The sequence below is a fragment of the Haladaptatus salinisoli genome, assembly GCF_020614375.1.
Lineage (GTDB): Archaea > Halobacteriota > Halobacteria > Halobacteriales > Haladaptataceae > Haladaptatus > Haladaptatus salinisoli.
The window spans coordinates 1204790-1230580 of the sequence record NZ_CP085327.1; the positions used below are offsets into that span (position 1 = coordinate 1204790).

The window sequence follows — 25791 nt, forward strand, 5'->3', positions numbered from 1 at the left end:
CTAGAGCGAGCACGACATCCCGTCGGTTCCCTTCGGAATCGTCGCCTGTTTGCCCTCGATGGTGGCGAGGGGTTCGCCGGGCATGACGGCGGCGTTCCAGTTGTCCGACCACTCGTCGGTCGTCGGGATGGGGGTGGCGACGGTCATCGACGACCGAGCCTGGTTGTTGTACCGCTGGAAGACGTAGCCGCCCTCGCCCTTCGGGGTGTCCCTGACGGTCATGCCGCGCATCGCTTCGGCGACGTCGGTTCCCTTCGTGGAACCGCTCTCTCGGACGCCCTGGACGATGGCCGACGCCGCCGTGAACGTCCCCGAGGTGAACAGGTCGGGGACGACGCCGTAGGCCTTCGTGTAGTCGTCCACGAACTTCGAGTTGATCTCGTTGTCGTACTGGTTCCAGTGGTATCGGGTCGTGAACGGGCCGAGTTTGGCCGAGCGTATCTTCTCCTTCGTGAGCGGTTTCCCGAGCACCTTCTCCATCGTCTGGCCGACGATCCGGTTCGTTATCTGGGTGGCGAAGCCGCCGAAGACGCGGAAGTCGTAGTCGCCGGAAAGGAACTCGGTGAAGAGGTTCGGGAGCGTGGCGACGGTGAATCCGCCGACGATACCCTGTGCGCCCGCCTGTTGGGCGTTGTCGAGCAGCCCCTTCCACTCGGGGTGACCCTGCGGGACGAACTTCTTCCCGACTATCTCCACGCCCTCGTCTTCGAGGACCTGTTCGTAGTTGTTGACGACGGCCTTGCCGAAACTGTAGTCCGCCCCGAACAGGTACACCTTCTTCACGTCCGTCCGCTTCGCGACGTACTTCCCGCCGCTCCGGGCGTCCATCGCGGTGTTCTCGCTCGCCCTGAAGACGAGTTCGCCGCACGTCTCGCCGTTCGCGGTGATGTCGGCGGACGCCGCCGGCCCCGCGACGTAGGGGACGCCCGCCGTCTTCGCCACCGTGTTGATGACGCGGGTCGCCGCCGAGGACGACGCGCAGCCGAAGAGGACGTCCACGTTCTGATCCTTCACGAGGTTCGTCGCCAGTTGCTGGGCCTTCTGGGCCGAAAAGCCGGTGTCGCGGACGTACAGTTCGAAGTCCACGTCGCCGACCGAGACGGTCGTCTTCCCGCTCTTCACGCCCGTCTTCGGCGTCGCGTTCGCCTTGTACGCGAGGCCGGAGAGGAACCCCCAGAGGCTCTGTTGTCCGTAGTACTTCAGGTCGCCGGAGATGGGCTGTAAGACGCCGACCTTGACCGCGCCGGAGACGTTCTTCGTCGTCGTCCGATTCGTCATACCGCCGGTTCCTCCGTTGGTTGTCGTGTCGTCGCCATCGTTGTTTCCGGTACACCCTGCTAGTCCGGCCACCCCGATAGTACCCGCCGAAACGAGCACGTCCCGCCGCCGGAGTCCATGGTTTGCCATGACGTGTGTAATCGGTACCAGAAACGGCAAATACTGCTGGGTTAACATGTGAACGGACGCCGCGACCCCGCGGTTCACATATCAACCCGCCAATTTTCCACCGTTCCGGCCGCCTACGAGAACGTGACAGACGACCGCGTAACACCGCCCGACTTCGACCCCGAGGAGGTACTGCACCCCGACGACGACCGCTTCGACCCGGAGAACGTCGCCATCGTGACGGGCGCGGCGTCCGGCATCGGGCGGGCGACCGCGCTCGCGCTCGCCGCGAACGACCTCACGGTCCTCGGCTGCGACGTGGACGACGACGGACTCGACGCGACGGTCGCCCGGGCCGACGAACTGGGTCTCGCGGGGCGCGTCGAGACGGTCGCCGCGAATCTCACCGAGTCGGCGCACGTCGACCGAGTCGTCGCCCGCGCGGCGGACGCGGGGGCGGTGACGTTCCTCGCCAACGTCGCCGGACTGCAACACATCGACCCCATCGACGAGTTTCCGACCGAGCGGTTCGACCTGCTCCACGACGTGATGGTGCGCGCGCCGTTTCTGCTGGCGAAAGCCTGCCTCCCGCACATGCGCGCGAGCGACGGCGGGTGCATCGGCAACATGGCCTCGGTGCACGGCCGCTACGTCACCGCCGACAAGGTCGCCTACAACGTCTCGAAGTTCGGGATTCGCGGCCTCACCCAGTCCATCGCGGCCGAGGGGGAGGGCGCGGTTCGCGCGTTCTCGGTCAGCACCGGGTACGTGAAGACGCCGCTCGTGACCGAGCAGATTCCGGACACCGCCGAGCAGCGCGGCATCTCCGTGGACGAAGTCGTCGAAGACGTGATGCTCGGTCAGTCGCGCACGAAGGAGATGATGACGCCGCTGGACGTGGCGAACCTGTTCGTCTTCGGCTTCTCGAAGCACGCCCGGCACCTGAACGGCGGCGACCTGCTGTTCGACGGCGGGATGACGCTGACCTATGGCTGAGTCAGTCGAGCAGTTCCAGCGCCTCCACGACGCGCTCTATCATCTTCCGCTGGCCGCGGCGCAGGTTCTTGGAGACGGCGGGCTTCGAGACGCCGAACTCGTCGGCCAGCGTGCCGAGGGTCGCCGAGCGCGGACTCTGGAAGTAGCCGTCCTTGACGGCGTGTTCCAGCGTTTCGCGCTCCACGTCCGAGAGGTCGCGGCAGCCCTCGATGAGCGCCATCGCGGCGCCCGCGTTCTGCACGAAGTTCCGGAGGTCCGGCAGGTCGGGGTTCTCCCGCGAGACGACGTCGAACTCGTTCTTCCACTCGAGTTGGGAGAGGGCGTCGTCGGCGACGTCCTCGTGGTCGAACCCGACGTGCCAGAGTTCGCGGCCGCCCTCGATGTAGAACGGTCCAGTGATGTAGCCGTCGTGGTCGCGGATGGCTCGCATCGCCTCCGTCTGGCCGATGGTCGTCCGGATGTGCGCGACGTTGTCCCGCTTCGAGAGCAGGGTGCAATCGCGCATGTTGTCGTGGTCGCGGAGCGCCCGCAACCCCTGTTCGAGTTCGTTCCGGTCGTCGCCCTCCACGACGAGACGAGTCTCCAGCGTCTCGGCCGCCCGGTCGAAGTCCCAGTGAACCGCCGAGTACGCCACCTCGTAGTCGTCCGACGTATCGATGAACGGGCAGTCGTACTGCTCCATGTCCATCGTGATATCTATCATGCTCGTTATCCTTGCTAGCGGTGAACATACGTAAGTCAGGATAAAATACTTTCCCTCCTACTCACCGAACGTAGATTTTACCGCCTCGCGGTCGATCTTCGACGGACCGCTCGTCGGCATCTCGTCCACGAACGCGAGGCGTCGAGGGCGCTTGAACCGGGCGAGTCGCCCGTCGAGGAAGGATTCGAGTTCCGGGAGCGTGAGCGACTCGTCGCCTTCCACCACCGCCTTGCCGACGTGCCCCCACTTCTCGTCGGGGACGCCGACGACGACGACCTCCTCGACTTTCGGGTGGTCGGCGACGGCGTCCTCAACCTCGGCGGGGTAGACGTTCTCGCCGCCGCTGACGAACAGGTTCTTCTTGCGCCCCTCGATGTAGAGGTAGCCGTCGTCGTCAACGCGCGCCAAATCGCCCGTCGAAACCCAGTTCCCGAACGTCTCCTCGCTCTCGTCCGGACTCCGCCAGTACCGGTCGGCGGCGTGCGGCGAGGCCAGTTCGAGTTCGCCGACGTCGCCCGGCGGGAGGGGGTCGCCCGAGTCGTCGACGACCCGGGCGTCCACGTGCATCGCGGGAACGCCGACGCTATCGGCTTTCTCCCGGGGCCAGCCGTCCGGCATGGTGAAGTTGTTCGGCCCGCACTCGGTGAGACCGTACCCCTGCGAGAGGTCGACGCCGCGCTCCCACCACGCTTCCATGACCGAGCGGCGGCACGGGCCGCCCCCGCTCTTGGCGAATCGCAAGGTCGAGAGGTCGGCGTCGTCCCAGCGGTCGTGCCGGCACATCATCCGCAGGACGGCGGGCACCGCGACGAGCACGGTGACGCCCTCCGACTCGACGAGGCGGAGCACCGATTCGGGGTCGAACTCGCGGGCGACGATCACCCGCGCGCCGAGGTGGAAGAGCGGAACCGTGAGGACGTTCCAGCCGCCGGTGTGAAACATCGGGAACACCATGGGCGTCGCGTCCTCGGGGCGCAGACCCCACGCGGTGATGGTGTTGAACGAGTTCCACAGTATCGAGCCGTGCGTGACGACCGTCTCCTTCGGCACACCCGTCGAACCCCCGGTGTGGAGAAGGAGGTGCGGGTCGGCCATCGACGCGGCCGCCGTCTCGACGGGCGAGTCGTCGGCCGGGAGCGCGTCGTCCCACGACGGCCACTCGGCGCGGTCTTCCGCCGCGCCGTCCTCCCCCGCGCCGCTCGTCCCGCCGGTCGAGAGCGAGTACACCGAACAGTCGAACTCGCGCGAGTCGTGCGAGAGCGCCGCGGCCGCCAGGTCGGCGAACGGTTCCTCGACGACGAGCGAGGCGGGGTCGACCTCGTTCAGCAACTCGACCAGTTCGGGGGCGGCGAGGCGGTGCGAGAGCGGCGCGAGCACGCCGCCCGTCTTCCCCGCGGCGAAGAACAGGTCGACCAACTCCGGGCGGTTGCGCGAGACCGCGGCGACCCGCCCGCCGTCGCGGACGCCCTCGTCGCGGAGCAGGCGGGCGGCGCGGTTCGCGCGCCGGTCGAGTTCGCGGTAGGTGTATCGCTCGCCCGTCGTCGCGTCGACGAGGCCGACCCGCTCGGGGGAGAGTCGGGCGCGCCTCTCGCTCCACGCGCCGACCCAGTCGTACGGTCGCCCGGGGTGCTCAGGCATCGTTCAGGAACTCCGCGATTCGGTCGTTGACGGCGTCGGCTCGCTCGATGAAAAAGAGGTGCGAGCCTCCGTCGAACAGTTCGAGTTCGGCGTCGGGCAGTCGGTCGCGGAGTACGCGGGCGTTCTCGACGGGCAGGACGCGGTCGTCGGTGCCGTGGGCGACCAGCACCGGAACGTCGATTTCGTCCAGTCGGTCGCTCGCGTCGAAGTTCGCCACGCCCGCCGCCTGCGCTCTCCGGGCGTCGTCCGACGCGTCGCCGGCGAGTCGCCGGTCCACGATGTCGGCGAGCAGGTCGTCGTTCGCCTCGGCGAACTCGTCGGTGAGGGCCGGGGCCATCTTGTACCGAATCGCCTCGCGCTCGTCGTACCCCTCGGGAACGTCGAACATCCGCGCCCGCGTCTCCGGGGGCGTCGGCGCGGCGTCGTCGCCGCCCGGCGACGTGCACAACAGCACGAGCGACTTCGCCCGGTCGTACTCGACGGCGTACCGCTGAGCTATCATCCCGCCCATGCTCGCCCCGACGACGTGCGCCGAGTCGACGCCGAGGTCGGCGAGGACGCTCTCGAGGTCGTTCGCCATCTCCGCGACGGAGTACGGACCGTCCGGCGCGTCGGAGTCCCCCGTCCCGCGGTTGTCCCAGACGACGGCGCGGTACTCCGCTTCGAAGCGCGCTCGCTGCCAGCGCCACATCCACCGGCCGTAGCCGAGCCCTTCGACGAAGACGACCGGGTCGGCGTCCGGCGGCCCGCTCTCCTCGTAGTAGAGCGAGACGCCGCCGTTGTCAGCAAATGGCATGGGTAAAGCGACGCGAGAGCGCGTAATCAACCCCTTGTTTCACATGTTAACCCGGCGATTCATCCGGACGAACGCCGTGGTTCGCGTATGCCAATCGCATCCGTCGGCGATTCGACAGAGAGCGCGCTCGAAGCGACGCAGGAACGCATCGACCGGTTCGCGGCCCTGACCGGCGACGACAACCCGCTGCACGTCGACGCCGACTACGCGGAAGACGGACTCTTCGGCGGGCGCGTGGCGCACGGCGCGCTCACGGCGAGCGTCGTCAGCGCGGCGCTCGTACGCCTCGACGGCGACATCGTCTACCTCTCGCAGAACCTCTCGTTCGAGAACCCGGTTCGACCCGGCGAGACGGTCACCGCGACCGCCACCGTGGTCGAGGATCTCGGCGACGACAGACTCGGAATCGAGGTCGACGCGGAGACGGACAGATCGGTGCTCTCCGGGGAGGCGGTCGTTCTCTCGCTTCCGCACGAGTAGCGACGCGTTCGTCTCGGCTGGGCGCGATGAAGCGGCAAGAACTGATAAAGAGTTCCAGACGGAATCGAGGGGTGTATGGCCGTCATCGGAGATTTCACCGTTCCGGCGGAGTCGTTCGCGCTCGACGCGGCGTTGGCCGACGCGCCGGATATGATAGTCCGGGCCGACCGCCTCGCCTCGCACAGCACCGAGGGCGTGCTCCCGTTTCTCTGGGCGACGAAGGGCGACTTCGAGACCTTCCGAGAAGCGTTGCGGAACGATTCGACGGTTAAGAGCGCGACCGTCGCCGCGGAGCGAAGCGGGAGCGTCCTGTACCAACTCAAGTGGAATCAGAACTTCGTCGACCTCATCAACGAGATGATAGACCAGCACGCGGCCATCGTCGAGGCCGACGCCCGCGCCGGAAGCTGGCGTCTGAAACTGCGGTTCACGGAGGAGGGGGAGGTTTCGTCGTTCCAGCGACACTTCTCTGATACGGGCGTCACGTTCGAGGTTAACCAGTTGTACCGCCCGGACGCGCCGCGACAGCGGGAGTACGACCTCACTCCGGAGCAGCGCGATACGCTGGTGACGGCGCTCGACAAGGGGTACTTCGAGATACCGCGCGACATCTCGATCGAGGAACTGGCCGACGAGTTCGGCATCTCGGCGAACGCCATCTCCCAGCGGATACGTCGGGGCTCCGCCAACCTCGTTCGGAACACGCTGACGATCACCGCGGACCGAGAGCGCGACGAGGAGTGAACCGTCTCGGGACCGACCCGCCTGTCCCTCGTCCCGCCGCCCGCCAGTTCGGTACGGTACCGCCTACTTATAAAAGACGTTAATTGTGCGCCCGCGGCCTCTTGCGCGGACGGTGAGCAAGAACGGACGTGGAAAGCGCCTTACGAGAACCGCACGCGAACGCCGATGTCGTTCACTGCCGATCATGACGGAAACGCGGGATAACGGGACCGTCGTCGAAGCCGAGATTCCCATCGACGAGTTCGCACTCGGCGAGACGCTGTCGGCCCTCGACGGCGTTCGGTGCGAGGTCGAACGCGTCGTCGCCCACGACGACGGTCAGGTGATGCCGTTCGTGTGGATGAGCAGCGCCGACGCCGACCGCGCGAGAATCGAAACGCTCCTCAGCGACGACCCGAGCGTCAGCGAGACGGAGTTGCTGATAGACCTCTCCGACCGCTGGCTCTACCGGATGCAGTGGGTCGGACAGATCGAGACGCTCGTCGGTATCCTCACGAAAGAGAGCGCGATTCTCGCCGTGACGGGCAGCGAGGAGGGGTGGAGCCTCCGAACCCTGTTTCCCGACCGCCAGACGCTATCGAGAACCTACGAGCGGTTCAAGGAGAACGGACTGACGCTGGAGATTCGGAACATCTATCGGCTCGAAGACGGGCAGCAGGGGCGCTTGGAGCTGACGGACGAACAGCAGGAGGCGCTCATACTCGCGTACGAACGCGGCTACTACGATATTCCGCGAGAGACGACCGCCGCCGCTCTCGCCGACGAGTTGGGCATCACCCACCAGGCGCTCTCGGAACGGCTACGGCGGGGCCACGAAAATCTCGTCGGAACCGCGCTCGTCAACGAGAGCGGCGTCGGTGAGTTGGTCAGAAAATAGCGCCCCTCGGACGGCGTCGACCCGTCGACGGAATCGGACTACAGCGCCCAATCGACGAGCCACGCGACGACGCCGACGCTGATGAGGAGTATCCCGAACGCCGAAGTCGCCGGTTCGGGGATGACGAACAGAACGACGCCGGCGATGAGGAGCAGCGATATCAGCCCCTCGTCCCACCAACTACCGCCGTCGTCTTCGGTCGCGTCCGAGGTGCTCGTCTCGCTCGCGGGTGCGGTTCCCTCGTCCACGGTCTCGCCGCCCACGTTCTCGCGGGACAGCGGCGACAGCCCGTACGGGAACGCGGAGCCGGTGAACGGGAAGAACGAATCGGCGCGGTCGTCCGCCTCGTACGTCTCGTCGGTAGTCGAGTCGTTGTCCCTCACGCTCTAATTTTACTTTGCGAGCGGGTTATGGGTTGGGGCCAACGGATCGACCACGCGGGGTCGCCGAACGATTCGCGGGAGCCACCCGCCGGACCGAAAACGAGACGCGCGAACTACCGGACGATGTCGATGCCGTCGGCCTCCCCGACGACCGTCCAGTCGTCGTCGCCGAGGTCGAAGCGGCGAACCTCCGGCGTCGTCCACTCGCCGTCGACGCACTCCGCGCTGACCTCGCACCGCCGAATCTCCTCGTGTTCGGGTTCTATCTCCAGTCGGAATCGGTCGTCCGGCGCGTAATCGATCGGGCTCGCGGGGCCTTCGAACGCCGTCCCGTCCGCGAGTTCGATTCTGACCCGGTTGCCCAAGTCGACGACTTCCAGCGTCTCGGTGAACGATCCCATGGTGATTATTCGCATCGCTCGAACGGGAGTAAACGTTGTGGCTCTCTTTCGCGGGAGTCGACCGAAAAAGTTACCGCCGTGATGGGTTGCGCGGAATTCCCGAGACGACGAGGGTACTCCCGCCTACCGAACGCGGTCGAACACGGTGTTCTGACACCGACCGCACTGCCGTCGGTTCCGCCAGTATTTCTTTCCGCACGCGCTGCACTTCCAGTTCGGCGTGAGAATGTCGGGTTTCAGGGCGTCCAAGTTCATACGTTTCATAGGTTCTCAGAGAATAAACGCCTCACGCTCCCGGTGAAAGCGCGACGGTCGGCGACCTCGCTGCGAGTTCGTCGCCGAACCCCGTTACCGCGGCGTCTCGGTGCCCCACTTCTCCAACGCGGTGGCGAGTTCGGGGTGGTCTTCGGCGTAGGCTTCGAGCGAGGTACCCTCCACCGAGGCGTCCACCGCCTGCCGGAGCGCCGCCGCGCCCGCCCGCGTTCCGTCGGGATGGCCGTGGACGCCGCCGCCGGCTTGGACGCAGATGTTCGTCCCCACGCGGTCGATGAGTTCCGGGACGAGTCCGGGGTGCAGACCGCCCGAGGCGACCGGAAGCACGTCGTTCAGCCCGTGCAGGTCGGAGTACAGCCACTCGTTGATGCCGACGGTGTCCTCGTTTTCGAGTTTGCCGAGGTCCGCGGTGCCGGTGTGGAGTTGGTCGGCGCCGCAGACGCGGGCGATCTGCGCCAGCACGCGCATCGAGACGCCGTGCGTTTCGACGCGGTCGAACGCGGCGTGCATGGCGCGGTGGGCGTGGATGGCGAGGCCGAGTTCCTCGCACCGCTCGCGGACGGTCTGGACCGCGGCCCAACCCGTGGTGATGACGTCGACCATCACGTACTCGCAGCCCTGCTCGGCCACCATGTCGGCGCGTTCGAGCATGGTGTTCGCGTCCGCGGTGATGTTGACGAGGTAGCTCTTCTTCTCGCCCGTCTCGTCCTGCGCGTCGTCGCGCCGGGCTAGACTCTGGGTGAGGCGGTCTTCGAAGCGGTTGAACGACTGGTCGGTCAGGTTCTCGTCGTCCTTCAGGAGGTCGATACCGCCTAGCCACGCCTCGTAGCCGATTTGGGCGTGCTGGTCGGTCGAGAGGCCGACCTTCGGCTTCGGGACGGTCGCGGTGATGGGTCGGTCGCCCGCGTCGAAGATGTCGTTTCGCACCGACGAACCGAACTGCGGGCCGGGGAAGGAGGTCGTGAGCGGTTCGGGCCACTCGCAGTCGACCAGGCGGATGCGGTCGACCGCCTTCATGCCCATGATGTTGCCCGCGATGCAGGAGAGCACCTGCGCCATGTTGCCGTCCTCGAACAGTTCGTCGGGGTAGGCGACTTTCACCTGGTTGCCGTCGATGTCGAAGGTGGTGGCGCTGAGGTCGGTGATTCCCCCTTCGACCTGCAGTTCCGCCCACGTGCCGTTCGAGCTCTCGCTGGCGACGCGCGACGCGGCCTCCTCCATGTTCATGTCCTCCGCGGGTTCGACGTGGAAGGTGCAGACCAACTCCGATGCGGCGGGGTCGTAGTCGAGGTCCAGGAAGTCCTCGTAGGTTATCCCGGGCATAACCCGTTTCTTCGTCGTCATCGGTTAAAAAACCGACCGTCGATTTCGGTTCGTGCGGACGGTTGCCCTGCGACCGAACGTCGTCCCCTGCTACCAGAGGGTTCGTCCGGCGTCGTCGACGCGTCCGACCCACAGCAGGTGCGTGTAGGGGACGAACGCGAGGAACTCGCGGTCCTCGTCGAACAGTTTGACGCCGAACTCGCCGCCCTCGTAGTCGGTGCACGATATCTGCTCGCCGTCGGAGATCTGCGCTTTGTACATGTGAGCGAAGACGGGTTTCAGCGGGTAAAAACTACTCCCGTCAGGGCTTTGGTCTCGCCCGCCGTATCGTTCCGCGATTCGAACCGGGGAGTTCGGAGGGAGCCGGCGACTCGCGCCTCGGTCGGCGGCGACCGGTCGTTCGCTCGACCGGCGACGTTCGAACGACGGTCGTTCAGTCCGGCGATTCTCCCGCGCCGAACATCCTCTCGCCATAAAAGAACTTGCGAGTGCAACCCATGCTGTGAATGGGCTGTCGAACCCACTAACAAAAGAGCGAACTAAACCAATGGACAAATCCATAGGAGCGACTCCAAAATCGAACGGATCCACGTCGACGAAAACGTTCGAGAATCGCGAGCTGGTTCTCGTGTCGAACCGGGAACCCTACGTCCACGAGTACGACGACGGGGAGATTCAGGTCGTCAAACCGGAAGGGGGTCTCACGTCGGCGCTCGACCCGATGATGGCGAGCACCGGCGGTACGTGGGTGGCGTGGGGGAGCGGCGACGCGGACGACGAGGCGAGCGACGGAAACGGTTGCGTTCGCGTGCCGCCCGAATCGCAGTCCTACGAACTGAAACGGGTGTTCCTCACCGACGAACAGGTGACGAACTACTACTACGGCTACAGCAACAAGGTTCTGTGGCCCCTGTGTCACTCGGACACCGCCAAGATGGAAACGAGCGCCCAGTTCTGGCGGCACTACCGTGAGACCAACCGGCAGTTCGCCGAGGCGATTCGAGAGCAGGGAGACCCGTCGAACGCGGTCATCTGGTTTCAGGACTACCACTTCGCGCTCGCGCCGCGGTACGTGCGCGAGGCGTCGCCCGACGCGTTCTGTATGCAGTTCTGGCACATCCCGTGGCCCTCGTGGGACGTGTTCCAGAGCTGTCCGCAGTACGAGGAACTGCTCGACGGGTTGCTGGCCAACGACCTGCTCGGCTTCCACCTCGACCAGTACTGTCAGAACTTCCTCGACTGCGTCTCCCACGCGCTCGACGCCGAGGTGGACCGGGAGAACGGTCGCATCCGCTACGACGGGCGAACGATTCGCGTCGCGGCGTTCCCGCTCAGCATCGACGCGGAAGAACGAACCGCCCTCGCGCGGTCCGCCGAGGCGGACGAGCAGTGGGACTCGCTGCGCGAGTCGTACCCCCTACCCGAGGACGGGCAACTCGTCGTCGGCGTCGACAGGCTCGACTACACGAAGGGAATCGAGCAGCGGTTAGACGCCCTCGAACACCTCTGGGAGTGGTACCCGGAGCACCGCGAGCAACTCACGTACGTGCAGAAAGCCAGCGAGAGCCGGAGTCGGATCGAGGAGTACCAGCAGGTGCAGACGAACGTCAAACAGAAGATAGCGCGGATCAACGACCGGTTCGGAACGGAGGACTGGCAGCCTATCGTCTACGTCGACGACTACCTTCCGCTGTCGGCGCTGGCCGCGCTGTACCGCGAGGCGGACGTCTGTCTCGTGAGTTCGCTCCGCGACGGGATGAACCTCGTGGCGAAGGAGTACGTCGCCTCGCAGGTGGACGAGCCGGGCGTGTTGGTTCTCAGCGAACTCGTCGGCGCGCACGAGGAACTCGGCGAATCGGCGCTGACGGTGCACCCGAACGACACCGAAGCGTTCGCCGCCACCATCCAGCGGGCGCTGGCGATGGAACCGTCCGAGCGCTCCTCCCGGATGGCGACGATGCGGCGACAGGTCGAAGCGAACGACATCGACGCGTGGAAGCGGAACGTGCTCCGGCAGGCGAACGAGATACTGGAACGCGAAGACGAGGCCGCGACGGCGTGAGAGCGGCGCGAATAGCTTTTAGAAGTCTCTTCGCTCGCGTCGAGTAGGAGCCTCCGTTCGGCTCGGAAAAACGGTCCCGGCGCTCAGCCGAACAGTTGGCCGAGTCCCTCGCCGGTCGTGTCCTCTTCGTCCTCGTCCTCTTCTTCCGCTTCGGCTTCTTCCTCCTCCGCCTCGACCGGTGCGGCTTCCGCCTCCGCGGGTGCGCCCGCGGGCGCGGCGACCGGTTGAGCGAGCGTCTCGTCGATGTCGACGTCCTCCAGCGCGGCGACCAGCGCCGTCACGCGAGTCTCCTCGATATCCACGCCCGCAGCGTCGAGGACGGCGGTCAGGTTCTCTTCCGTCACGTCTGCACCCGCCTCGTGCAGGACGAGTGCGGCGTAGATGTACTCCATGCTCCACCCCCGTTCGCCCTTGGCCACCGATCGCCAAATCGGCTTCGGCGCGGCGAAACGCACATTGGGCCGCCCTGAGAACGTCGGGTCATGATCGGAAAACTCGACCCCGAGGACCTCGCGACGGTCGTCTCGCGCACGGGCGCGCGAGACGACGACGTGCTCGTCGGCCCGACGTACGGCGAGGACGCCGCCGCGATTCGGGTGGGCGACCGAACCCTGGTCGTCAGCTCAGACCCGCTCTCGCTGGCCCGCGAGCGACTCGGAACCCTCGCCGTGAGCGTCGCCTGCAACGACGTGGCCGCCTCAGGGGCCGACCCGCGCTGGCTGACGAACGTCGTCTTCCTCCCGGACGACGATTCGGAAACGCTGGACGCGGTGACCGAACAGATAGACGACGCGGCGACCGACCTCGGCGTGGCAATCGTCGGCGGCCACTCCGAGTACGCGCCCGACCTCTCGCGTCCGACGGTCTCGATGACCTGCATGGGGCTGACCGACGAGTTCGTCCCGACGGGCGGCGCGGAGCCGGGCGACCGACTCCTGCTGACGAAGGGGGCCGGAATCGAGGGCACGGCCATCCTCGCCACCGACTTCCGCGACGAGGTCGGCGCGGCGGCGGAACGGGGCGAGTCGTTCTTCGGGGAGATAAGCGTCGTCGAGGACGCTCGAATCCTCAGGGGGTACGCGACCGCCATGCACGACCCGACCGAGGGCGGCGTCGTGACCGGCTTACTGGAGATGGCCGAGGCCGCGGGGGTTCGGCTGGACGTCGCGCGGGACGACGTTCCGGTTCGGGACGCCACGCGGGCGCTCTGCGAGACGATGGGCGTCGACCCCCTCCGAATCTTCGGCTCGGGGGCGCTCCTCGCGGCGGTTCCGGAGGGCTCGGTGGACGAGGCGCTCGGCGAACTTCGCGACGCCGGAATCGCGGGCGCGGAAATCGGGCGGGTCGGCGAGGGCGACGGCGAACTCGTCCTTGACGGCGAGGTCGTCACGGAACCGCCGCGCGACGACCTGTACGACCTCTGGGAGTAGCGACGGCGCTCCGGTTACGGCGTGATGACGGCTCGTCCCTCGATTTCGCCGTGTTCCAACATCTCAGCCACGTCGTTTATCTCGTCCAGTTCGTACCGCGAGGTGCGCAGTTCCACGTCGCCTCTGTCCACCAGCGACACGAGTTCCTGGAGTTCGGGGTAGGTGCCGACGAGCGTCCCCCGGTAGTCGAAATCGCCGTTGACGAGCGCCTGCGCCGGTTCGTGGACGTGGCCGCCGTAGCCGACGACGTGGTGGTCGCCGCCCGCCGCGAGCAGGGTCGGCGCGTAGTCCAACGTCTCGTCCGCGCCCACGAAGTCGAGGATCTGCTTCACGCCCGAACCGTCGGTGAGGGCGTCCACCTCGTCCGCCAGTTCCTCCTCGCGCGAGTTCACGGTGTGGTGCGCGCCGAGGTCGTGGGCGAGTTTCAGGGCCTCGTCTTTCACGTCCACGGCCGTGATCTCGGCCGCGGTCATCGCTCGCAGGGCCTGGAGGCCGATGTGTCCGAGACCGCCGACGCCGACGACGACGGCGTGCTCGCCGGGGTTCAGTTCCCGGGCCGCCTTCTTCGCCGCGTGGTAGGCCGTGATTCCGGCGTCGGCGTGGGGCGCGATTTCGGTCGTGTCGACGCCCTCCGGGAGCGGAACGACGGCGCGCTCGTTCGTCAGGAGGTACTCCGCGAAACCGCCGTCGGTCGAGAGGCCGGGAAAGACGAGGTTATCGCAGTGCATATCTTGCCCGCGGCGACAGCCCCGACAGACGCCGCAGGTCATCGCGGGGTGGCAGAGGACGGGGTCGCCCTCCGAGACGACCGTCACGTCCTCTCCCGTCTCGGCCACGGTGCCGGCGTTCTCGTGGCCCAGCGTCATCGGGAGCGACTGGTTCATCTGCTCTTCCCACATCCCCTCGATGACGTGGTTGTCGGTCTGGCACCAGCCCGCGCCTTCGATTTCGACGACGACGTGGTCGCCTTCGGTCGCTTCGGGTCGGTCCACGTCGTCGACGGCGAGGGCGTCGTCCATCTGATCGGTGTACTCGTGGAGTCGTGCGGCGCGCATGTGGCGAACCACGGGACGGAGGACAACAGGTGTTGTGGCGATAGGGGCGCGCCGGTCGGAGCGGGGGAGCGTCGATATCGAATCGAAACGCGGGTGGGCCGAGCGGCGGTGCGGCGCGCCAGACAGGCGTTCGAGTTCGAACGTGAGTGCAAGACCCGGCCGTCGGCCTCCCGCGATTGAAGGATTTACTCGGGAAAGAATAAATGTTTTGAGCGAGCGTCGACAAAGGGTGGAGCATGGACGCAATCGCGCTGAAGCGCGGGGCCGACGCCCCCGAAATTCTGGAGAAGCCGCGCCCGGAACCCGACTCCGGCGAGGCGCTGGTTCGGACGCTCGCCGTCGGCGTGGACGGCACCGACCACGAGGTCATCGCCGGACGCCACGGGAACTTCCCGCCGGGAGAAGACCACCTCGTCCTCGGGCACGAGGCGGTCGGCGTCGTCGAAGACCCGAACGGAACCGCCTTCGAGGCCGGGGACGTGGTCGTTCCGACCGTGCGCCGACCGCTCGCGGACGGCGCGACCGAGTTCTTCGAGCGCGGCGAACCCGACATGGCCCCGGCGGACGAAGTGGCCGAGCGCGGCATCTCGGGCGCACACGGCTTCATGAGCCAGTACTTCACCAGCCCCGCCGAGTTTCTAGTTCCGATCCCCGACGGCCTCGCCGAGTGGGGCTTTCTGGTCGAACCGATAAGCATCTCCGAGAAGGCCGTCGAGACGGCCCGCGCTTCGCGGTCGGCGTTCGAGTGGCGACCCGAGAGCGCGCTGGTGCTCGGCAACGGAAGCCTCGGTCTGCTCACGCTGGCGACGCTCGGCGATTCGTTCGAGCGAACGTACTGCCTCGGGCGGCGCGACCGGCCCGACGCGACCATCGACATCGTCGAGGAACTGGGCGCGACGTACGTCGACTCGCGCGAGACGCCCGTCCCCGAGATTCCGGACGCCCACGAGCCGATGGACTTCGTCTACGAGGCGACCGGCTACGCCCCGCACGCCTTCGAGACGGTGTCGGCGCTCGCGCCCAACGGCGTCGCCGCGCTGCTCGGTGTTCCGGAGTCGTGGACGTTCGAGGTCGACGGTGGCCGTCTCCACCGCGAACTCGTGATGGGGAACAAGGCGCTCGTCGGCAGCGTCAACTCCAACTACCGGCACTTCGAGGCGGCGGTCGAGACGCTTTCCGGACTCCCCGATTGGCTGAAAGACGACCTCGTCACCGGCGTCCACGACCTGTCAAACTTCGCGGACGCCTTTGCGGACGACGAAACGACAATAAAGACGGCGGTAAAATTCCACAACCAATGAAGAACGTAGACGACCTCATCGAGAGCGCGGCCGAACTCGCGGAGCGCGGCCTCTCGAAGGGCGAAATCGCGGACGAACTGAACGTGTCGCGCGAGACCGCCAGTTGGCTGGTCGAGCGCAGCGGGAGCGCCCCGACCCCCGAACCGAAGGGCGGCCCGCAGGACATCCACGTCGATTGGAGCGCCGTCGGGCGCGACAGCGCCCGACTCTCCTACGTCGGCGCGGCGATGGCCGACATGCTGTCGAAACACGGCGAGGAGGTCGACCTGACCATCGGCATCGAGAAAGCGGGCGCGCCGCTGGCGACGGTGGTGGCGCGCGAACTCGACACCGACCTCGGCACGTACGCCCCGCGAAAGCACCAGTGGGAGGAGGGCGACATCGACGAGTACGGCGGCAGTTTCTCGCGCAACTTCGCCCAGATTCGCGACCGCGAGTGTTACGTCGTGGACGACACCATCACCAGCGGAACGACGATGGGCGAGACCATCGACGCCATCGAGGACCAGGGCGGCGAACCGGTCGCCTGCATCGTCCTCGCCGACAAGCAGGGATTCGAGGAACTGAAGGGCGTCCCCGTCTACTCGCTCGTGCAGGTCATCGGCGTCGGCAGCGAGGAGTGACAGTCGCAACTTCTTTGCGGCGTCGGTTCTTACGCAAGCGTATGACGTTCACACCCGGCGAACAACTCTCCGCCGAGGAAGTAGCGGAACGAGTCGATTCGGCCGTCGAGGACGAGGAAGTCGTCCTGTTCATGAAAGGAACGTCGATGATGCCGCAGTGCGGGTACTCCCGGCGCGCGCTCGAACTCATCGGCAAACACCGCGACGAGTTCGAGACGGTCGACGTGCTCGACAACTTGGACGCCTACCGCGAGGCGCTCTCGCGCCACAGCGGCTGGGAGACGATTCCCCAGACGTTCGTCGGCGGCGAGTTCGTCGGCGGAAGCGACGTTTTAGCCGAGATGGAAGAGCGCGACGAACTGGGAGAGACGCTCCGAACCGAATAGGGTCGTTTCGACGGTTGAATCCGCAACCGAAAGAGTAGACCCTATATGTTCGGGGCGCGTATAGGTAACCGACAGCCGCCGGGAGACGGAACCACCGACCACAAATGAGCCAGGTATACCGACTGCATTCGACGCTCGAACTGCCGCTTGAGACCGTCTACGACTACTTCGAAAGCGACCCTCAGCTGCCGGAGAAGATAGACAGCGTCGACATCACTCGCCGCAACAACACGCTCATCATCAGCGCGGTGTCGACGGACGAAAGCATCAGCAAGTACACGCCGACCGCCCAGTTGAAAGCGAGCGTCTCGGAGACGCGCGTCTTCACGGAAGAGGAGGAGGCGCGGCGCAACGCCCCGCGATGGGGCGAGGAGTACGACGAAGACGAGGAGGAACCCACGGGCGAACTCATCGAGATGGCCGCGTTCAAGGGCGACCGCGAGACCGTCCTCCAGAACAGCGCGGTCCAGTATCCGATGTTCCAAGTGCTCTGCGCGCTCGCCCGCAAAGCGGAGAAGGGGACGCTCACCGCGATCGCCGAGGTCGACGGCGACCTGGAGGCGACCCGCATCGTCGACGGGGACGACCGACCCGCCTCCATCGAGGTCGTGGAGGGACCGCGAAAGGAGAGTTCCTCGTCCAGCGGCGTGAACTGGCGCGACAACAAATTCATCTCTTAACGCGACCCGGGATCGGTCGCAGACTGCGGAGACTCGACCCGCGCTCTTACGTCGCTCGCTAGTTTTCGGCGCGTCACCACTGTTCGACTCGCGGCGCGCCCGCTCTTAGAACGTCGTTCACGGACCGTAACTGCAGGTCACCGCCGACGAGTAACGCTACCGCGGCGACTCGCGCGTCGTCTCGCCTACCGTCACGATTCTCCACGCCGAGCCGAAAAGCACTTTACTCCCCTAATTATATCTAATTACGAGTCATGCCGGACGAATTCCCAGACTATCTCGACGTGGACTACACCGACGGCGAAGGCGAGAATCCCGAGGATTACCCTTCGCTCGAAGATAAGATCGAGAAGGCTATCGACGTGACGCGGCGGGGTCTCGAGCAGTACGAGAACCCCGTCGTCATGTGGACCGGCGGGAAGGACTCCACGCTCACGCTCTACTTCATCAAGGAGGTCGCGGAGCGGCACGACCTCGACGTTCCGCCCGCGGTGTTCATCGACCACTACCAGCACTTCCAGGAGATTCACGACTTCGTGGATCGCTGGGCCGACGAGTGGGACTTGGACGTCATCTACGCCCGTAACGAGGACGTCGGCGGGTACGTGGACGAACACGACCTCGAACCGGGCGACGACATTCCCGTCTCCGAACTGTCGGAGCACAACCAGCACCACGTGCGCGATCTCCTCGAGTACGAGGAGGACACGTTCCCGTTCCTGCTCGACACCTACGTCGGCAACCACCTGCTGAAGACGGTCGCGCTGAACGACGCGCTCGAGGAGTACGACGTGGACGGCGTCATCTCCGGCGTCCGCTGGGACGAACAGGAGGCCCGCGCCGACGAGACGTTCTTCAGCCCGCGCCACGACCCCGACATCTACCCGCCCCACGACCGCATCCAACCCATCCTCCAGTTCGACGAGGCCGCCGTCTGGGACGCCTTCTGGCACTTCGTCGTGCCCGACACCGTCGAGGACTACCCCGACGAGGGCTACGTCCCGCAGGGGTACGACGACCTGCCGAACGGACTCTCGCAGCAGGATACCCCCGTCTCGCCCAAGTACTTCGAAGGGTTCCGCTCGCTCGGCAGCGAGGTCAGCACCGAGAAGAGCGACGAGGACCCCGCGTGGCTGCAGGACATGGAGAACACGACCGAGCGCGCGGGCCGCGCCCAGGACAAAGAGGACCTGATGGAGCGCCTGCGCGACCTCGGGTACATGTGAGCACGAGCTTTTCCCGCGGTCGGGAACCGAAACCGGCGTCACTGTGACGCCGGTTTCGGCCAACTTTCCTGAGAAAAGCTCGACCAAAAGCACCGTCAGAGCAATGCTCTGACGAGTCGTTCGTTGCGTCGCTCGCGAAAACACTCCTCCTTCATTTTACGCGGACGACTCGCACCGTGAGTCCGCCGAACTCCATTTAGTCGTCGGCCCGCTCGCTCGTCGCTACGCTCCTCACCTGCGGAGAGTGAGCCGGCTCTGGCGGCTGTGTCGTCCGCTGGGAGGTGGAGAGTGTGAAATCGCCCAGGTCTGGCGGTTGCGTCACCTGCTGGTTCAGGTTGTCGGTGAAAATTCGCGGAGTTTCTGGCGGTTGGTCGGGCCGCCTATCGCTCCCTCGTTTCGCTCGGTCGCCGTTCGACAGGTAGTGTTATCGGTGACGGATTTAAAACGAATCACATCCTCGCGGTCGGTCGCGGCGAGTGACTACCGCGACGCCCGGTGTTCGCCGTGTTTCACGCCGAGCGCCAGCACGAGGACGCCGAACACGACCAGTCCGCCGCTGACCATCATCGATATCGTCTGTGGCATGCCGCTCGTCAACGTCCCGCCGAGTACTATCGCCAGGAGGACGAGGAACGCGACCGCCGTCGTGACTTCGTCGAACTTCATACGTGAGCGTTAACCGACGCGATAAAAAGGCTTACTCCGATTTCGGGCGCATGAGATTCGCCAGCGTCACTAAGAACCCGAGGAGCCAACCGATCGGAACCGCGATGCCGAACCACATGCCGACGTACGCGAGTCCCTCGAGGTCGAACCGCGCCCGGAGGAACTCGTCGATTCCGCGGTAGGTGAGCACGTTGTCGAGCAACCACACCGCCAGCGTCTCGCTGTTCGGGAAGACGACGTTCGAGAGCGTCGGCGAGTACAGCGCCGCGACCACGGGCGGCAGGAACAGCGCCGTCATGCCGAACGGGTAGGCGAACAGCACCGTCGTTATCCGACCGCCGTGCTTGCTGGTGAGGTACGCCAACGCCGCGGCGACGGTGGCGACGCCCCCCGCCGCGGTGACGGCGAGGAACCCTTCCGTCGAGAAGCGCATCCGCGCCAGCGCCGCGAGACCGCCCCACACGACCACCGAGAGCAGGACGACGCCCAGTATCCCGAGGCTCGCCGCCGTCCGGTCGATGCGACTCGTGTAGTAGCGCGCCGCGAACCCGAACAGGACGAACGGGTAGAGCAGCGCGACGGTCAGCGCGCCGACCGCGCTCCACCCGCGGTAGGCCGCCTTCCCCGTCGCGCTCTGCGGGGTCCACTTTCCGAGCACCGAGTGCGATTGCTGTCGCTGTCGCGGAAAAAACAGCGCCATCCACCCGACGTGCAGTTGCTGTATGTCGTATCGTATCGCGCCGATGAGTCCGCCCCGACTCGTTCCGCGTGCCATACTGCTGATTGATTCGACACGCCGATATGAATGTTCCCCTTGATGAGCGGCAGGTTTGAAAGTTAGCAGCTACGGACGCGCAGGCTTCGAACCGCGACGTGTCAGATTACCGTCTTTACCGTCGACGTCTCCCTTCTGTTACCTTCCGAACCGACTCGCTTCTCGCCGACGGTCGCCGCCCGTCACGCCGGAGACGACCGCCCCGACGGACGCCGATGAATACGGAGACGGGACATTAATTCACTCGCATTTTCATTTATAGTAAGTTATTTAGAGTTTGGTTACATTGTTCATGTCGAGGACGAATACCGAGGAGTCCTCCCGCGGTGGCTCGCCTCGAACGTGTACCGGCTGTCGATACAGTGGGTTTCGGGAACCCTCGCGCGTCGAAGGGACCATCGCGGCGAACGCGACCGACAGAACGCGACGAAACTCGGATGGTCAACAACCATGACGCGCAAATTGAATCGACGAACGTTCGGTAAAGCACTCGGAACGGCGGCGGCGGGGCTGGCCGTTCCAGCAGCACTCAGCGGTTCGGCCAGCGCCTTCAGCGACGGAGAGCGAGTCGAAGCGACGACCAACCTGAACACGCGGGAGCAGCCGGGGACGGAGTCGCCCGTCGTCGCCACGGTCTCGCCGGGCGAGGTCGGCGAGATCATGAACGGGCCGACGACCGAGGACGGCTACACCTGGTGGGGCGTCCACTGGCTCGACCGCAACGTCTGGGGCTGGTCCGTGGAACGATATCTCGCTTCCACCGGGAGCGCGGAGACCGACATCGTCTGGCCGATGAACGGCTACATCACGTCGCCGTACGGGCCGCGCGGCAGCGGCTACCACTACGGCGTGGACATCGGTCACAACGGCGAAATCGGTACGCCCATCTACGCGGCGCGGGCCGGAACCGCCTACACCGCCTACGACTCCGGCGGTTACGGGAACTACGTCTACATCGTCCACGAAAACGGCTACGAGACGGAGTACGGCCACGTCAACAGCTTCGCCGTCTCGGACGGTCAGAGCGTCAGCCGAGGCCAGCACATCGCCGGAATGGGCGACTCCGGAAACTCGACGGGGCCGCACCTCCACTTCGGCATCGAGCAGAACAACGACCCCAAGCCGATTCCCGGCAGCGACGGGCAGACCGTCAGCGCCGGCGGTGCGATTCAGAGGGATTACAGCGGGCTGTAGTTCGGCGAACGTCCGACACGGATTATTTTCCGCGCGGAGTCGACGCCGAGACAGTCACTCCGATCGCCGCCCGGCGTGGCCCGGATAATCGCGCTCGAACCGGTCTTCTATCTCGTCTCCGTCGAACTCGACGACGACGGGTCGCCCGTGCGGGCAGGCGTAGGGATTCTCGCAGTCGTCCAGCGCCGAGAGCAGTCGCACCACGTCGCCCTCCCGAAGCGACGTGTTTCCGGTGACCGAGGGGTAACACGCCAGATCGGAGATGAGCGCGTCGGCCACCGCCTCCGCCGAATTCCCGTCGCGTTCGTCCGGGTCGGCCGAGACGAACTCGCTCAACACGTCCCGGAGGAGGTCGGGCGAGAGCGTCTCGCTCAGCACGGCGGGCACCGTCGTCACCTCGACCGTGCGTTCTCCGGCGCGCGCGGCGTGGAATCCCAACCGCGCCAGCGCCTCCCGATACTCGTCGAACAGCGCCGTCTCCGCCGCCGTCAGTTCGAGTTCGACCGGCGCGGCGAGCACCTGCGTCGTGGTGTCGCCCGCGAACCGCTCGCGGAGTCGTTCGTAGTTCACGCGCTCGTCCGCGGCGTGCTGGTCGACGAGCACCAACCCGTCCGGGGTCTCGGCGACGACGTAGGTGTCGTGTAGCTGTCCGAGGACGCGCATCCGCGGCAGGCTGTCGAACTCCGCGCGCTCCTCGCCGGACGACCCCGCGAGCGTTCCCGCCTCCGTCGGCGCTCGGAACTTGCGATCGGGTTCGGAGCGCGAATCCGCGGTCCCCCGCGCCGGCGGTGAATCGCGCGCGGACGTCTGGCAGGAATTCTCGTCGGGCGCGGTGGACGTTCGGTTCGTCCGGCCCCGTTCGCTCGCGGCGTCGCCGTCGGTCGGCCTCCGGGGGCCGGTCGACGCGGTGTCGGTCGCGTCGGTCGCGCCGTCGGGAGCGGGGCGAGGCGACGCCGAACCGCCCGCGCGTCGTTTCGATTCGGTCGACCGGTTCCGCGCGCTGGGCGTCTCGGCCGGTTCGGTCCGCGGGGCGTGCGACGTCTCCCGCTCGGCGCTCGACTCGTCGGGTGCCGATTCGTCGCTATCCGGCTCGTCGCCGTCCGTTCCCGCGTCGAACCGCGACTGCACCCCCTCGGGAACCACGTCGGCTTCGGCGGGCGCGGAGCGACCGCGGGGTGCCGACGACCTGACGAGGCCTTCCTCCAGCAGGGAGTCTTCCACCGCGTCGCGGACGCTCCGGCGGACGCTTCCCTCGTCGGAAAACCTGACCTCCCACTTTCGCGGGTGGATGTTGACGTCGACCGAATCGCCCGGCACGTCGAGAAAGAGGACGGCGAAGGGGTAGCGGTCGGGCGCGAGCTGATTTCCGTAGGCCGAGAGCACGGCCTCGCGGACGACCGCGGAGCGGACGTACCGGCCGTTGACGTATGTGGCGACGTACTCGCGGGTGCTCCGGGTCGTCTCGGGGTGGCTGACGTACCCCGAGACGTCCACCTCCGCCGACCCGTCGACCGAAATCATCGCGGTGGCGACCTCCCGCCCGTACACCGAGAGGATCGTCGACCGGAGGTCCCCCCGTCCGGTCGTGGAGAACACCTCGCGCCCGTCGTGTTCCAGCGAGAACGCCACGTCGGGGTTCGCCAGCGCGTACTGCGTGACGACGCGATTGACGCGCGAGAACTCGGTCGCGTCGGTCTTCAGGTACTTCCCTCTCGCCGGGGTGTTGAAGAACAGCTCCGCGACCTCGACCGTCGTACCCTCCGGACAGCCCGCCGGCCCGACGCGCTCCACGTCGCCGCCGACGAGTCGGAGTTCGGTGCCGCGCTCCCCACCTCGAGATTTCGTCCGGATGGTCATTCGGGACACCGCGCCGATGGTGTAGAGCGCCTCGCCCCGGAACCCGAGCGTGGCGACGCCCGATTCGAGGTCGTCGATATCCCGAATCTTGCTCGTCGTGTGCTCTTCGACCGCGACCCGCACGTCCGCCTCGCTCATCCCCGCGCCGTCGTCGGTGACGACGATTCGCTCCGTTCCGCCGCCGTCGACGCGCACCGAGATGCGCGATGCGTCCGCGTCGAGGCTGTTTTCCACCAGTTCCTTCACCACGGAGGCCGGTCGCTCGACCACCTCCCCCGCCGCGATTCGCTGGACGGTCGTCTCGGAGAGCGGGCGAATGGTCGTCTCGCCGTCGGTCATCCCTCGAATCGTTTCGGCCCGGCGTCTTCAAGGTTCGCGTGTCCCTCCCGGCCTCGGTCGCGGACGCCGCGGTCGGACTCCCTCCCCGAGCTTTATCCCGGAAAACGACCCACGTCCACTATGGAACGCTACGACGCCCTCTATCGGCTCTACGACGAGTTCGACGCGAAGACCCTCAGAGCGTACCAGGATTTCGTGGACCTGTTCCCGCCGGTCGATTCGCGGGTGGCGCTGGAACACTGGCAGTCAGCCAGCGAGGAACTCGACGCGAAGAAAGACGAGATTCGCGGCGCGTTCGACGCGGGCGAGACCTACGCCGACATCGCGGCGCACGCCACGCGCGACCAGGCGTTCACGGCGCTCGACCTCTACTCGAAGTACGGGCGCGCGGTGAACGCGCTGGTGCTGGACGTGGACGAGACGCTGCGCTCCGCGGGCGGGACGGACAACGAGATACCCCGCGAGACGCTCCACCTGCTCACCGAATTCCACGAGAAGGGCGTCCCCATCGTCGTCTGCACGGGCCAGACCCTGGAGAACGTCAAGGGGTTCGCGATTCAGGGTCTCGGCAACGAAATCGTCCACTCCGGGGACCTGAGCATCGTCTACGAGGCGGGGACGGGCGTGTTCACGCCCGGTCACGGCGCGGACACGAAGCGCCTGCTGTACGAGGAGTTGGACGACGAGATTCGGGCGGTCTTCGACGCGATTCGCTCGCGGGTGCTCTCGGCCTCCCCCGACGAACTCCGGCGGTGCACCCACCTGCAGGGCAACGAGTTCAACGTCACGATGAAGCCGAACTTCGAGACGGGGAGTTCGCGGGCGGTGGAGGTCGTCGACGACGCGCTGGTCTACCTGCTCGACCTGCTCGGGGAGACGGTGGCCGAGGACGGACGCGACTGGGCGCGGGCCTACTACGCCGACAGCGACCCCGAGATTCGCGGCGTGCTCGAAGCGCAGGGCGAGACGTCCGAGCGCGACGCGGCGGCGATTCCGGAGGACGTGCGGGACACCTTCGAACGAATCGACGTGGCCTACTACGAGGGCGACGCCGCGGAAATCGGGAGTCGGGAGTTGAACAAGGTCGTCGGCGTGGAGGCCGCGCTGGAGGTGCTCGGCGTGGACGACCCCTTCACGCTGGTGATGGGCGACAGCAAGAGCGACCTCCGCGTGATGCGGTGGGCGGCGGAGAACGACCGGGGAATCGCCGCCGCGCCCGAACACGCCTCCCGCGACGCGCTGGACCACGTCGTCCGCACCGACGAACTCGTCTTCGACCGCGGGAAGGCGGGCGACGTGCTCAGGGCGGTGTACGCGCTGAACCGGCTGGCCCGCCTCGGGTAGCCTGCCCTCGCAGGCAGAGTACCCTTTCGTCCCGACCCCGAAATCGCATCCATGCAAGAATGTCCAGTCTGCGGCACGAACCTCTACGCGAATCGAGAGACGGAGTTCGTCACCCGCCACATCGGACAGCAGTACCGCTTCTGCTCGGCGGAGCACCGCGAGGAGTTCGAGAACGCGCCGGGCGAGTACGTCGGCGCTTAACCGTACCGGTAGACGAAACCGGCGACCGAGAGCGGGACGGTGGCGAGCCAGAGGAGTACGCGCAGAGCGAGGCGTCCGAGCGACGAGAGCGGGTCCGATATCCACGAGTCCTGCACGACGTAGTATCGTCCGTCGTCGCGGACGATGCGGTGCACCGCGTCGATTTCGCTGGACGATACCGCGCGGCCGCCCTCGACTGCGTTCCGTATCGCTTCGTCGTACCGCGTGACCGAGGGAGTCGGAGAGTACGCGATATCCGAGAGGACCTTCGTTCGAGATACTTTTTGCGACGAGACGAACACCGTCCCGTTCCGGCTCTCGGCGGTCGGCTCGAAGTACCCGTCGGGGGTGGCGGTGTACTGGTAGTCCGCGTACAGTTCCCGGTTTTTAGCGTCGAGTGCGATAGGGTCGTTTCTCGCTCGCATCTCGACTCCGCAGGTGCGAGACGCCTCGAAGAAGCACCGACGGACGGACGGACGGATGCGCAGCGATGTACCGATGCGCGTTCGACTCGTTCAGCTCCACGGCCCGGTACTCGTACCGCGGTTCGTCGGCGCGAGGAAACAGCCAGAGTGCGTTGGCGGCGAACGCGAAACAGAGGAGGCCTTTCAGTCGTCGGTTCACGGAGACGCCTCTCGTCGGAGGGACACAC

General features: G+C 66.3%; 29 protein-coding genes. 14 read left to right on the top strand and 15 right to left on the bottom strand.

Translation table 11 applies throughout. The annotated features are described in order from the left end of the window. Positions 1-1407: an ABC transporter substrate-binding protein gene (locus LIX00_RS06595; protein WP_227355405.1), complete on the bottom strand. Its 1407-nt coding sequence runs from the start codon at positions 1405-1407 to the stop codon at positions 1-3. Positions 1408-1530: 123 nt separating this feature from the next. On the opposite strand from LIX00_RS06595, the gene LIX00_RS06600 reads away from it, so the two are divergent. Continuing rightward, positions 1531-2382 (top strand): SDR family NAD(P)-dependent oxidoreductase, encoded by an 852-nt coding sequence (locus tag LIX00_RS06600; RefSeq protein ID WP_227355406.1) that lies wholly within the window; start codon positions 1531-1533, stop codon positions 2380-2382. A 1-nt stretch (position 2383) separates the two neighbouring features. On the opposite strand, the gene LIX00_RS06605 is transcribed toward LIX00_RS06600, so the two are convergent. The 3 genes from LIX00_RS06605 to LIX00_RS06615 are packed head-to-tail and all read right to left on the bottom strand — an operon-like array spanning position 2384 to position 5519. After that, positions 2384-3085, bottom strand: coding sequence for a helix-turn-helix domain-containing protein (locus LIX00_RS06605; protein ID WP_227355407.1), 702 nt, complete (start codon positions 3083-3085; stop codon positions 2384-2386). A 57-nt stretch (positions 3086-3142) separates the two neighbouring features. Further along, positions 3143-4723, bottom strand: coding sequence for an AMP-binding protein (locus tag LIX00_RS06610; protein ID WP_227355408.1), 1581 nt, complete (start codon positions 4721-4723; stop codon positions 3143-3145). Then, positions 4716-5519 carry an alpha/beta fold hydrolase gene (locus tag LIX00_RS06615; RefSeq protein WP_227355409.1) on the bottom strand — a complete coding sequence of 268 codons (804 nt, stop codon included), beginning with the start codon at positions 5517-5519 and terminating at the stop codon, positions 4716-4718. Before LIX00_RS06615 ends, LIX00_RS06610 begins: the two co-directional genes overlap by 8 nt. Before the next feature lie 87 nt (positions 5520-5606). Between LIX00_RS06615 and LIX00_RS06620 the strand changes: the two genes are divergently transcribed. From LIX00_RS06620 to LIX00_RS06630, 3 genes are all read left to right on the top strand, one after another. After that, the gene (locus LIX00_RS06620; protein WP_227355410.1) at positions 5607-5999 is read left to right on the top strand and encodes a MaoC family dehydratase; all 393 of its coding nucleotides are present in this window, start codon (positions 5607-5609) and stop codon (positions 5997-5999) included. A 75-nt stretch (positions 6000-6074) separates the two neighbouring features. Then, positions 6075-6743, top strand: coding sequence for a helix-turn-helix domain-containing protein (locus tag LIX00_RS06625; protein WP_227355411.1), 669 nt, complete (start codon positions 6075-6077; stop codon positions 6741-6743). A gap of 184 nt (positions 6744-6927) precedes the next feature. Beyond that, positions 6928-7620, top strand: coding sequence for a helix-turn-helix domain-containing protein (locus tag LIX00_RS06630; RefSeq protein ID WP_227355412.1), 693 nt, complete (start codon positions 6928-6930; stop codon positions 7618-7620). A 38-nt stretch (positions 7621-7658) separates the two neighbouring features. Here the strand turns inward: LIX00_RS06630 and LIX00_RS06635 are convergent, their stop codons facing one another. From LIX00_RS06635 to LIX00_RS06650, 4 genes are all read right to left on the bottom strand, one after another. Then, positions 7659-8003: a hypothetical protein gene (locus LIX00_RS06635; protein ID WP_227355413.1), complete on the bottom strand. Its 345-nt coding sequence runs from the start codon at positions 8001-8003 to the stop codon at positions 7659-7661. Between the two features lie 113 nt (positions 8004-8116). Further along, positions 8117-8404 (bottom strand): hypothetical protein, encoded by a 288-nt coding sequence (locus tag LIX00_RS06640; RefSeq protein ID WP_227355414.1) that lies wholly within the window; start codon positions 8402-8404, stop codon positions 8117-8119. 348 nt (positions 8405-8752) lie between these two features. Beyond that, positions 8753-10000, bottom strand: a complete 1248-nt coding sequence (gene rbcL, locus LIX00_RS06645; RefSeq protein ID WP_227355415.1) for a type III ribulose-bisphosphate carboxylase — start codon at positions 9998-10000, stop codon at positions 8753-8755. A gap of 90 nt (positions 10001-10090) precedes the next feature. Continuing rightward, positions 10091-10261 carry a hypothetical protein gene (locus LIX00_RS06650; RefSeq protein ID WP_227355416.1) on the bottom strand — a complete coding sequence of 57 codons (171 nt, stop codon included), beginning with the start codon at positions 10259-10261 and terminating at the stop codon, positions 10091-10093. 367 nt (positions 10262-10628) lie between these two features. Between LIX00_RS06650 and LIX00_RS06655 the strand changes: the two genes are divergently transcribed. Further along, positions 10629-12062, top strand: coding sequence for an alpha,alpha-trehalose-phosphate synthase (UDP-forming) (locus LIX00_RS06655; protein ID WP_438267065.1), 1434 nt, complete (start codon positions 10629-10631; stop codon positions 12060-12062). 83 nt (positions 12063-12145) lie between these two features. On the opposite strand, the gene rpl12p is transcribed toward LIX00_RS06655, so the two are convergent. Then, positions 12146-12454: a 50S ribosomal protein P1 gene (rpl12p, locus tag LIX00_RS06660; protein ID WP_227355418.1), complete on the bottom strand. Its 309-nt coding sequence runs from the start codon at positions 12452-12454 to the stop codon at positions 12146-12148. A 90-nt stretch (positions 12455-12544) separates the two neighbouring features. On the opposite strand from rpl12p, the gene LIX00_RS06665 reads away from it, so the two are divergent. Beyond that, positions 12545-13492, top strand: a complete 948-nt coding sequence (locus LIX00_RS06665) for an AIR synthase family protein (protein ID WP_227355419.1) — start codon at positions 12545-12547, stop codon at positions 13490-13492. A 14-nt stretch (positions 13493-13506) separates the two neighbouring features. On the opposite strand, the gene LIX00_RS06670 is transcribed toward LIX00_RS06665, so the two are convergent. Then, the gene (locus tag LIX00_RS06670) at positions 13507-14547 is read right to left on the bottom strand and encodes an NAD(P)-dependent alcohol dehydrogenase (RefSeq protein ID WP_227355420.1); all 1041 of its coding nucleotides are present in this window, start codon (positions 14545-14547) and stop codon (positions 13507-13509) included. Positions 14548-14783: 236 nt separating this feature from the next. Between LIX00_RS06670 and LIX00_RS06675 the strand changes: the two genes are divergently transcribed. The 5 genes from LIX00_RS06675 to LIX00_RS06695 all read left to right on the top strand — a co-directional run bounded on the left by LIX00_RS06675 (position 14784) and on the right by LIX00_RS06695 (position 18763). Further along, positions 14784-15848 (top strand): glucose 1-dehydrogenase, encoded by a 1065-nt coding sequence (locus tag LIX00_RS06675; RefSeq protein ID WP_227355421.1) that lies wholly within the window; start codon positions 14784-14786, stop codon positions 15846-15848. Next, a complete protein-coding gene (gene gfcR / locus LIX00_RS06680) occupies positions 15845-16471 on the top strand; it encodes a transcriptional regulator GfcR (RefSeq protein ID WP_227355422.1) in 627 nt (208 codons plus the stop codon). Before LIX00_RS06675 ends, gfcR begins: the two co-directional genes overlap by 4 nt. A gap of 41 nt (positions 16472-16512) precedes the next feature. Next, positions 16513-16857 (top strand): glutaredoxin family protein, encoded by a 345-nt coding sequence (locus tag LIX00_RS06685; protein WP_227355423.1) that lies wholly within the window; start codon positions 16513-16515, stop codon positions 16855-16857. Between the two features lie 104 nt (positions 16858-16961). After that, the gene (locus LIX00_RS06690) at positions 16962-17537 is read left to right on the top strand and encodes a DUF7110 family protein (protein ID WP_227355424.1); all 576 of its coding nucleotides are present in this window, start codon (positions 16962-16964) and stop codon (positions 17535-17537) included. Between the two features lie 254 nt (positions 17538-17791). Next, on the top strand, positions 17792-18763 hold the full coding sequence (locus LIX00_RS06695) for a phosphoadenosine phosphosulfate reductase family protein (RefSeq protein ID WP_227355425.1): 972 nt from the start codon (positions 17792-17794) through the stop codon (positions 18761-18763). Between the two features lie 480 nt (positions 18764-19243). On the opposite strand, the gene LIX00_RS06700 is transcribed toward LIX00_RS06695, so the two are convergent. Together LIX00_RS06700 and LIX00_RS06705 are read right to left on the bottom strand one after the other, a co-directional pair. After that, positions 19244-19429, bottom strand: a complete 186-nt coding sequence (locus LIX00_RS06700; RefSeq protein ID WP_227355426.1) for a DUF7333 family protein — start codon at positions 19427-19429, stop codon at positions 19244-19246. Between the two features lie 31 nt (positions 19430-19460). Beyond that, positions 19461-20204: a hypothetical protein gene (locus tag LIX00_RS06705; protein WP_227355427.1), complete on the bottom strand. Its 744-nt coding sequence runs from the start codon at positions 20202-20204 to the stop codon at positions 19461-19463. A gap of 450 nt (positions 20205-20654) precedes the next feature. On the opposite strand from LIX00_RS06705, the gene LIX00_RS06710 reads away from it, so the two are divergent. After that, positions 20655-21398: a M23 family metallopeptidase gene (locus LIX00_RS06710; RefSeq protein WP_227355428.1), complete on the top strand. Its 744-nt coding sequence runs from the start codon at positions 20655-20657 to the stop codon at positions 21396-21398. 54 nt (positions 21399-21452) lie between these two features. Here LIX00_RS06710 and mutL read toward each other — a convergent pair whose 3' ends face one another. After that, positions 21453-23594 (bottom strand): DNA mismatch repair endonuclease MutL, encoded by a 2142-nt coding sequence (gene mutL, locus LIX00_RS06715; RefSeq protein ID WP_227355429.1) that lies wholly within the window; start codon positions 23592-23594, stop codon positions 21453-21455. A 120-nt stretch (positions 23595-23714) separates the two neighbouring features. Between mutL and LIX00_RS06720 the strand changes: the two genes are divergently transcribed. Next, positions 23715-24938 carry an HAD family hydrolase gene (locus LIX00_RS06720; protein ID WP_227355430.1) on the top strand — a complete coding sequence of 408 codons (1224 nt, stop codon included), beginning with the start codon at positions 23715-23717 and terminating at the stop codon, positions 24936-24938. 51 nt (positions 24939-24989) lie between these two features. Then, entirely contained in the window at positions 24990-25139 is a 150-nt protein-coding gene (locus LIX00_RS06725; RefSeq protein WP_227355431.1) for a YHS domain-containing protein, read from the top strand. Here the strand turns inward: LIX00_RS06725 and LIX00_RS06730 are convergent. Next, entirely contained in the window at positions 25136-25564 is a 429-nt protein-coding gene (locus LIX00_RS06730; protein ID WP_227355432.1) for a hypothetical protein, read from the bottom strand. The two genes, LIX00_RS06725 and LIX00_RS06730, sit on opposite strands and share 4 nt — an antisense overlap. Then, the gene (locus tag LIX00_RS06735; protein WP_227355433.1) at positions 25527-25763 is read right to left on the bottom strand and encodes a hypothetical protein; all 237 of its coding nucleotides are present in this window, start codon (positions 25761-25763) and stop codon (positions 25527-25529) included. Before LIX00_RS06735 ends, LIX00_RS06730 begins: the two co-directional genes overlap by 38 nt. Positions 25764-25791: the final 28 nt, after the last annotated feature.

Bases quoted from the DNA above. Each gene is read 5' to 3' on its own strand.
- LIX00_RS06595 (WP_227355405.1), bottom strand. From the start codon at position 1,407: ATGGCAAACCATGGACTCCGGCGGCGGGACGTGCTCGTTTCGGCGGGT.
- LIX00_RS06605 (WP_227355407.1), bottom strand. From the start codon at position 3,085: ATGATAGATATCACGATGGACATGGAGCAGTACGACTGCCCGTTCATC.
- LIX00_RS06610 (WP_227355408.1), bottom strand. From the start codon at position 4,723: ATGCCTGAGCACCCCGGGCGACCGTACGACTGGGTCGGCGCGTGGAGC.
- LIX00_RS06615 (WP_227355409.1), bottom strand. From the start codon at position 5,519: ATGCCATTTGCTGACAACGGCGGCGTCTCGCTCTACTACGAGGAGAGC.
- LIX00_RS06620 (WP_227355410.1), top strand. From the start codon at position 5,607: ATGCCAATCGCATCCGTCGGCGATTCGACAGAGAGCGCGCTCGAAGCG.
- LIX00_RS06625 (WP_227355411.1), top strand. From the start codon at position 6,075: ATGGCCGTCATCGGAGATTTCACCGTTCCGGCGGAGTCGTTCGCGCTC.
- LIX00_RS06630 (WP_227355412.1), top strand. From the start codon at position 6,928: ATGACGGAAACGCGGGATAACGGGACCGTCGTCGAAGCCGAGATTCCC.
- LIX00_RS06640 (WP_227355414.1), bottom strand. From the start codon at position 8,404: ATGGGATCGTTCACCGAGACGCTGGAAGTCGTCGACTTGGGCAACCGG.
- rbcL (WP_227355415.1), bottom strand. From the start codon at position 10,000: ATGCCCGGGATAACCTACGAGGACTTCCTGGACCTCGACTACGACCCC.
- LIX00_RS06650 (WP_227355416.1), bottom strand. From the start codon at position 10,261: ATGTACAAAGCGCAGATCTCCGACGGCGAGCAGATATCGTGCACCGAC.
- rpl12p (WP_227355418.1), bottom strand. From the start codon at position 12,454: ATGGAGTACATCTACGCCGCACTCGTCCTGCACGAGGCGGGTGCAGAC.
- LIX00_RS06665 (WP_227355419.1), top strand. From the start codon at position 12,545: ATGATCGGAAAACTCGACCCCGAGGACCTCGCGACGGTCGTCTCGCGC.
- LIX00_RS06670 (WP_227355420.1), bottom strand. From the start codon at position 14,547: ATGCGCGCCGCACGACTCCACGAGTACACCGATCAGATGGACGACGCC.
- LIX00_RS06675 (WP_227355421.1), top strand. From the start codon at position 14,784: ATGGACGCAATCGCGCTGAAGCGCGGGGCCGACGCCCCCGAAATTCTG.
- gfcR (WP_227355422.1), top strand. From the start codon at position 15,845: ATGAAGAACGTAGACGACCTCATCGAGAGCGCGGCCGAACTCGCGGAG.
- LIX00_RS06685 (WP_227355423.1), top strand. From the start codon at position 16,513: ATGACGTTCACACCCGGCGAACAACTCTCCGCCGAGGAAGTAGCGGAA.
- LIX00_RS06690 (WP_227355424.1), top strand. From the start codon at position 16,962: ATGAGCCAGGTATACCGACTGCATTCGACGCTCGAACTGCCGCTTGAG.
- LIX00_RS06695 (WP_227355425.1), top strand. From the start codon at position 17,792: ATGCCGGACGAATTCCCAGACTATCTCGACGTGGACTACACCGACGGC.
- LIX00_RS06700 (WP_227355426.1), bottom strand. From the start codon at position 19,429: ATGAAGTTCGACGAAGTCACGACGGCGGTCGCGTTCCTCGTCCTCCTG.
- LIX00_RS06705 (WP_227355427.1), bottom strand. From the start codon at position 20,204: ATGGCACGCGGAACGAGTCGGGGCGGACTCATCGGCGCGATACGATAC.
- LIX00_RS06710 (WP_227355428.1), top strand. From the start codon at position 20,655: ATGACGCGCAAATTGAATCGACGAACGTTCGGTAAAGCACTCGGAACG.
- mutL (WP_227355429.1), bottom strand. From the start codon at position 23,594: ATGACCGACGGCGAGACGACCATTCGCCCGCTCTCCGAGACGACCGTC.
- LIX00_RS06720 (WP_227355430.1), top strand. From the start codon at position 23,715: ATGGAACGCTACGACGCCCTCTATCGGCTCTACGACGAGTTCGACGCG.
- LIX00_RS06725 (WP_227355431.1), top strand. From the start codon at position 24,990: ATGCAAGAATGTCCAGTCTGCGGCACGAACCTCTACGCGAATCGAGAG.
- LIX00_RS06730 (WP_227355432.1), bottom strand. From the start codon at position 25,564: ATGCGAGCGAGAAACGACCCTATCGCACTCGACGCTAAAAACCGGGAA.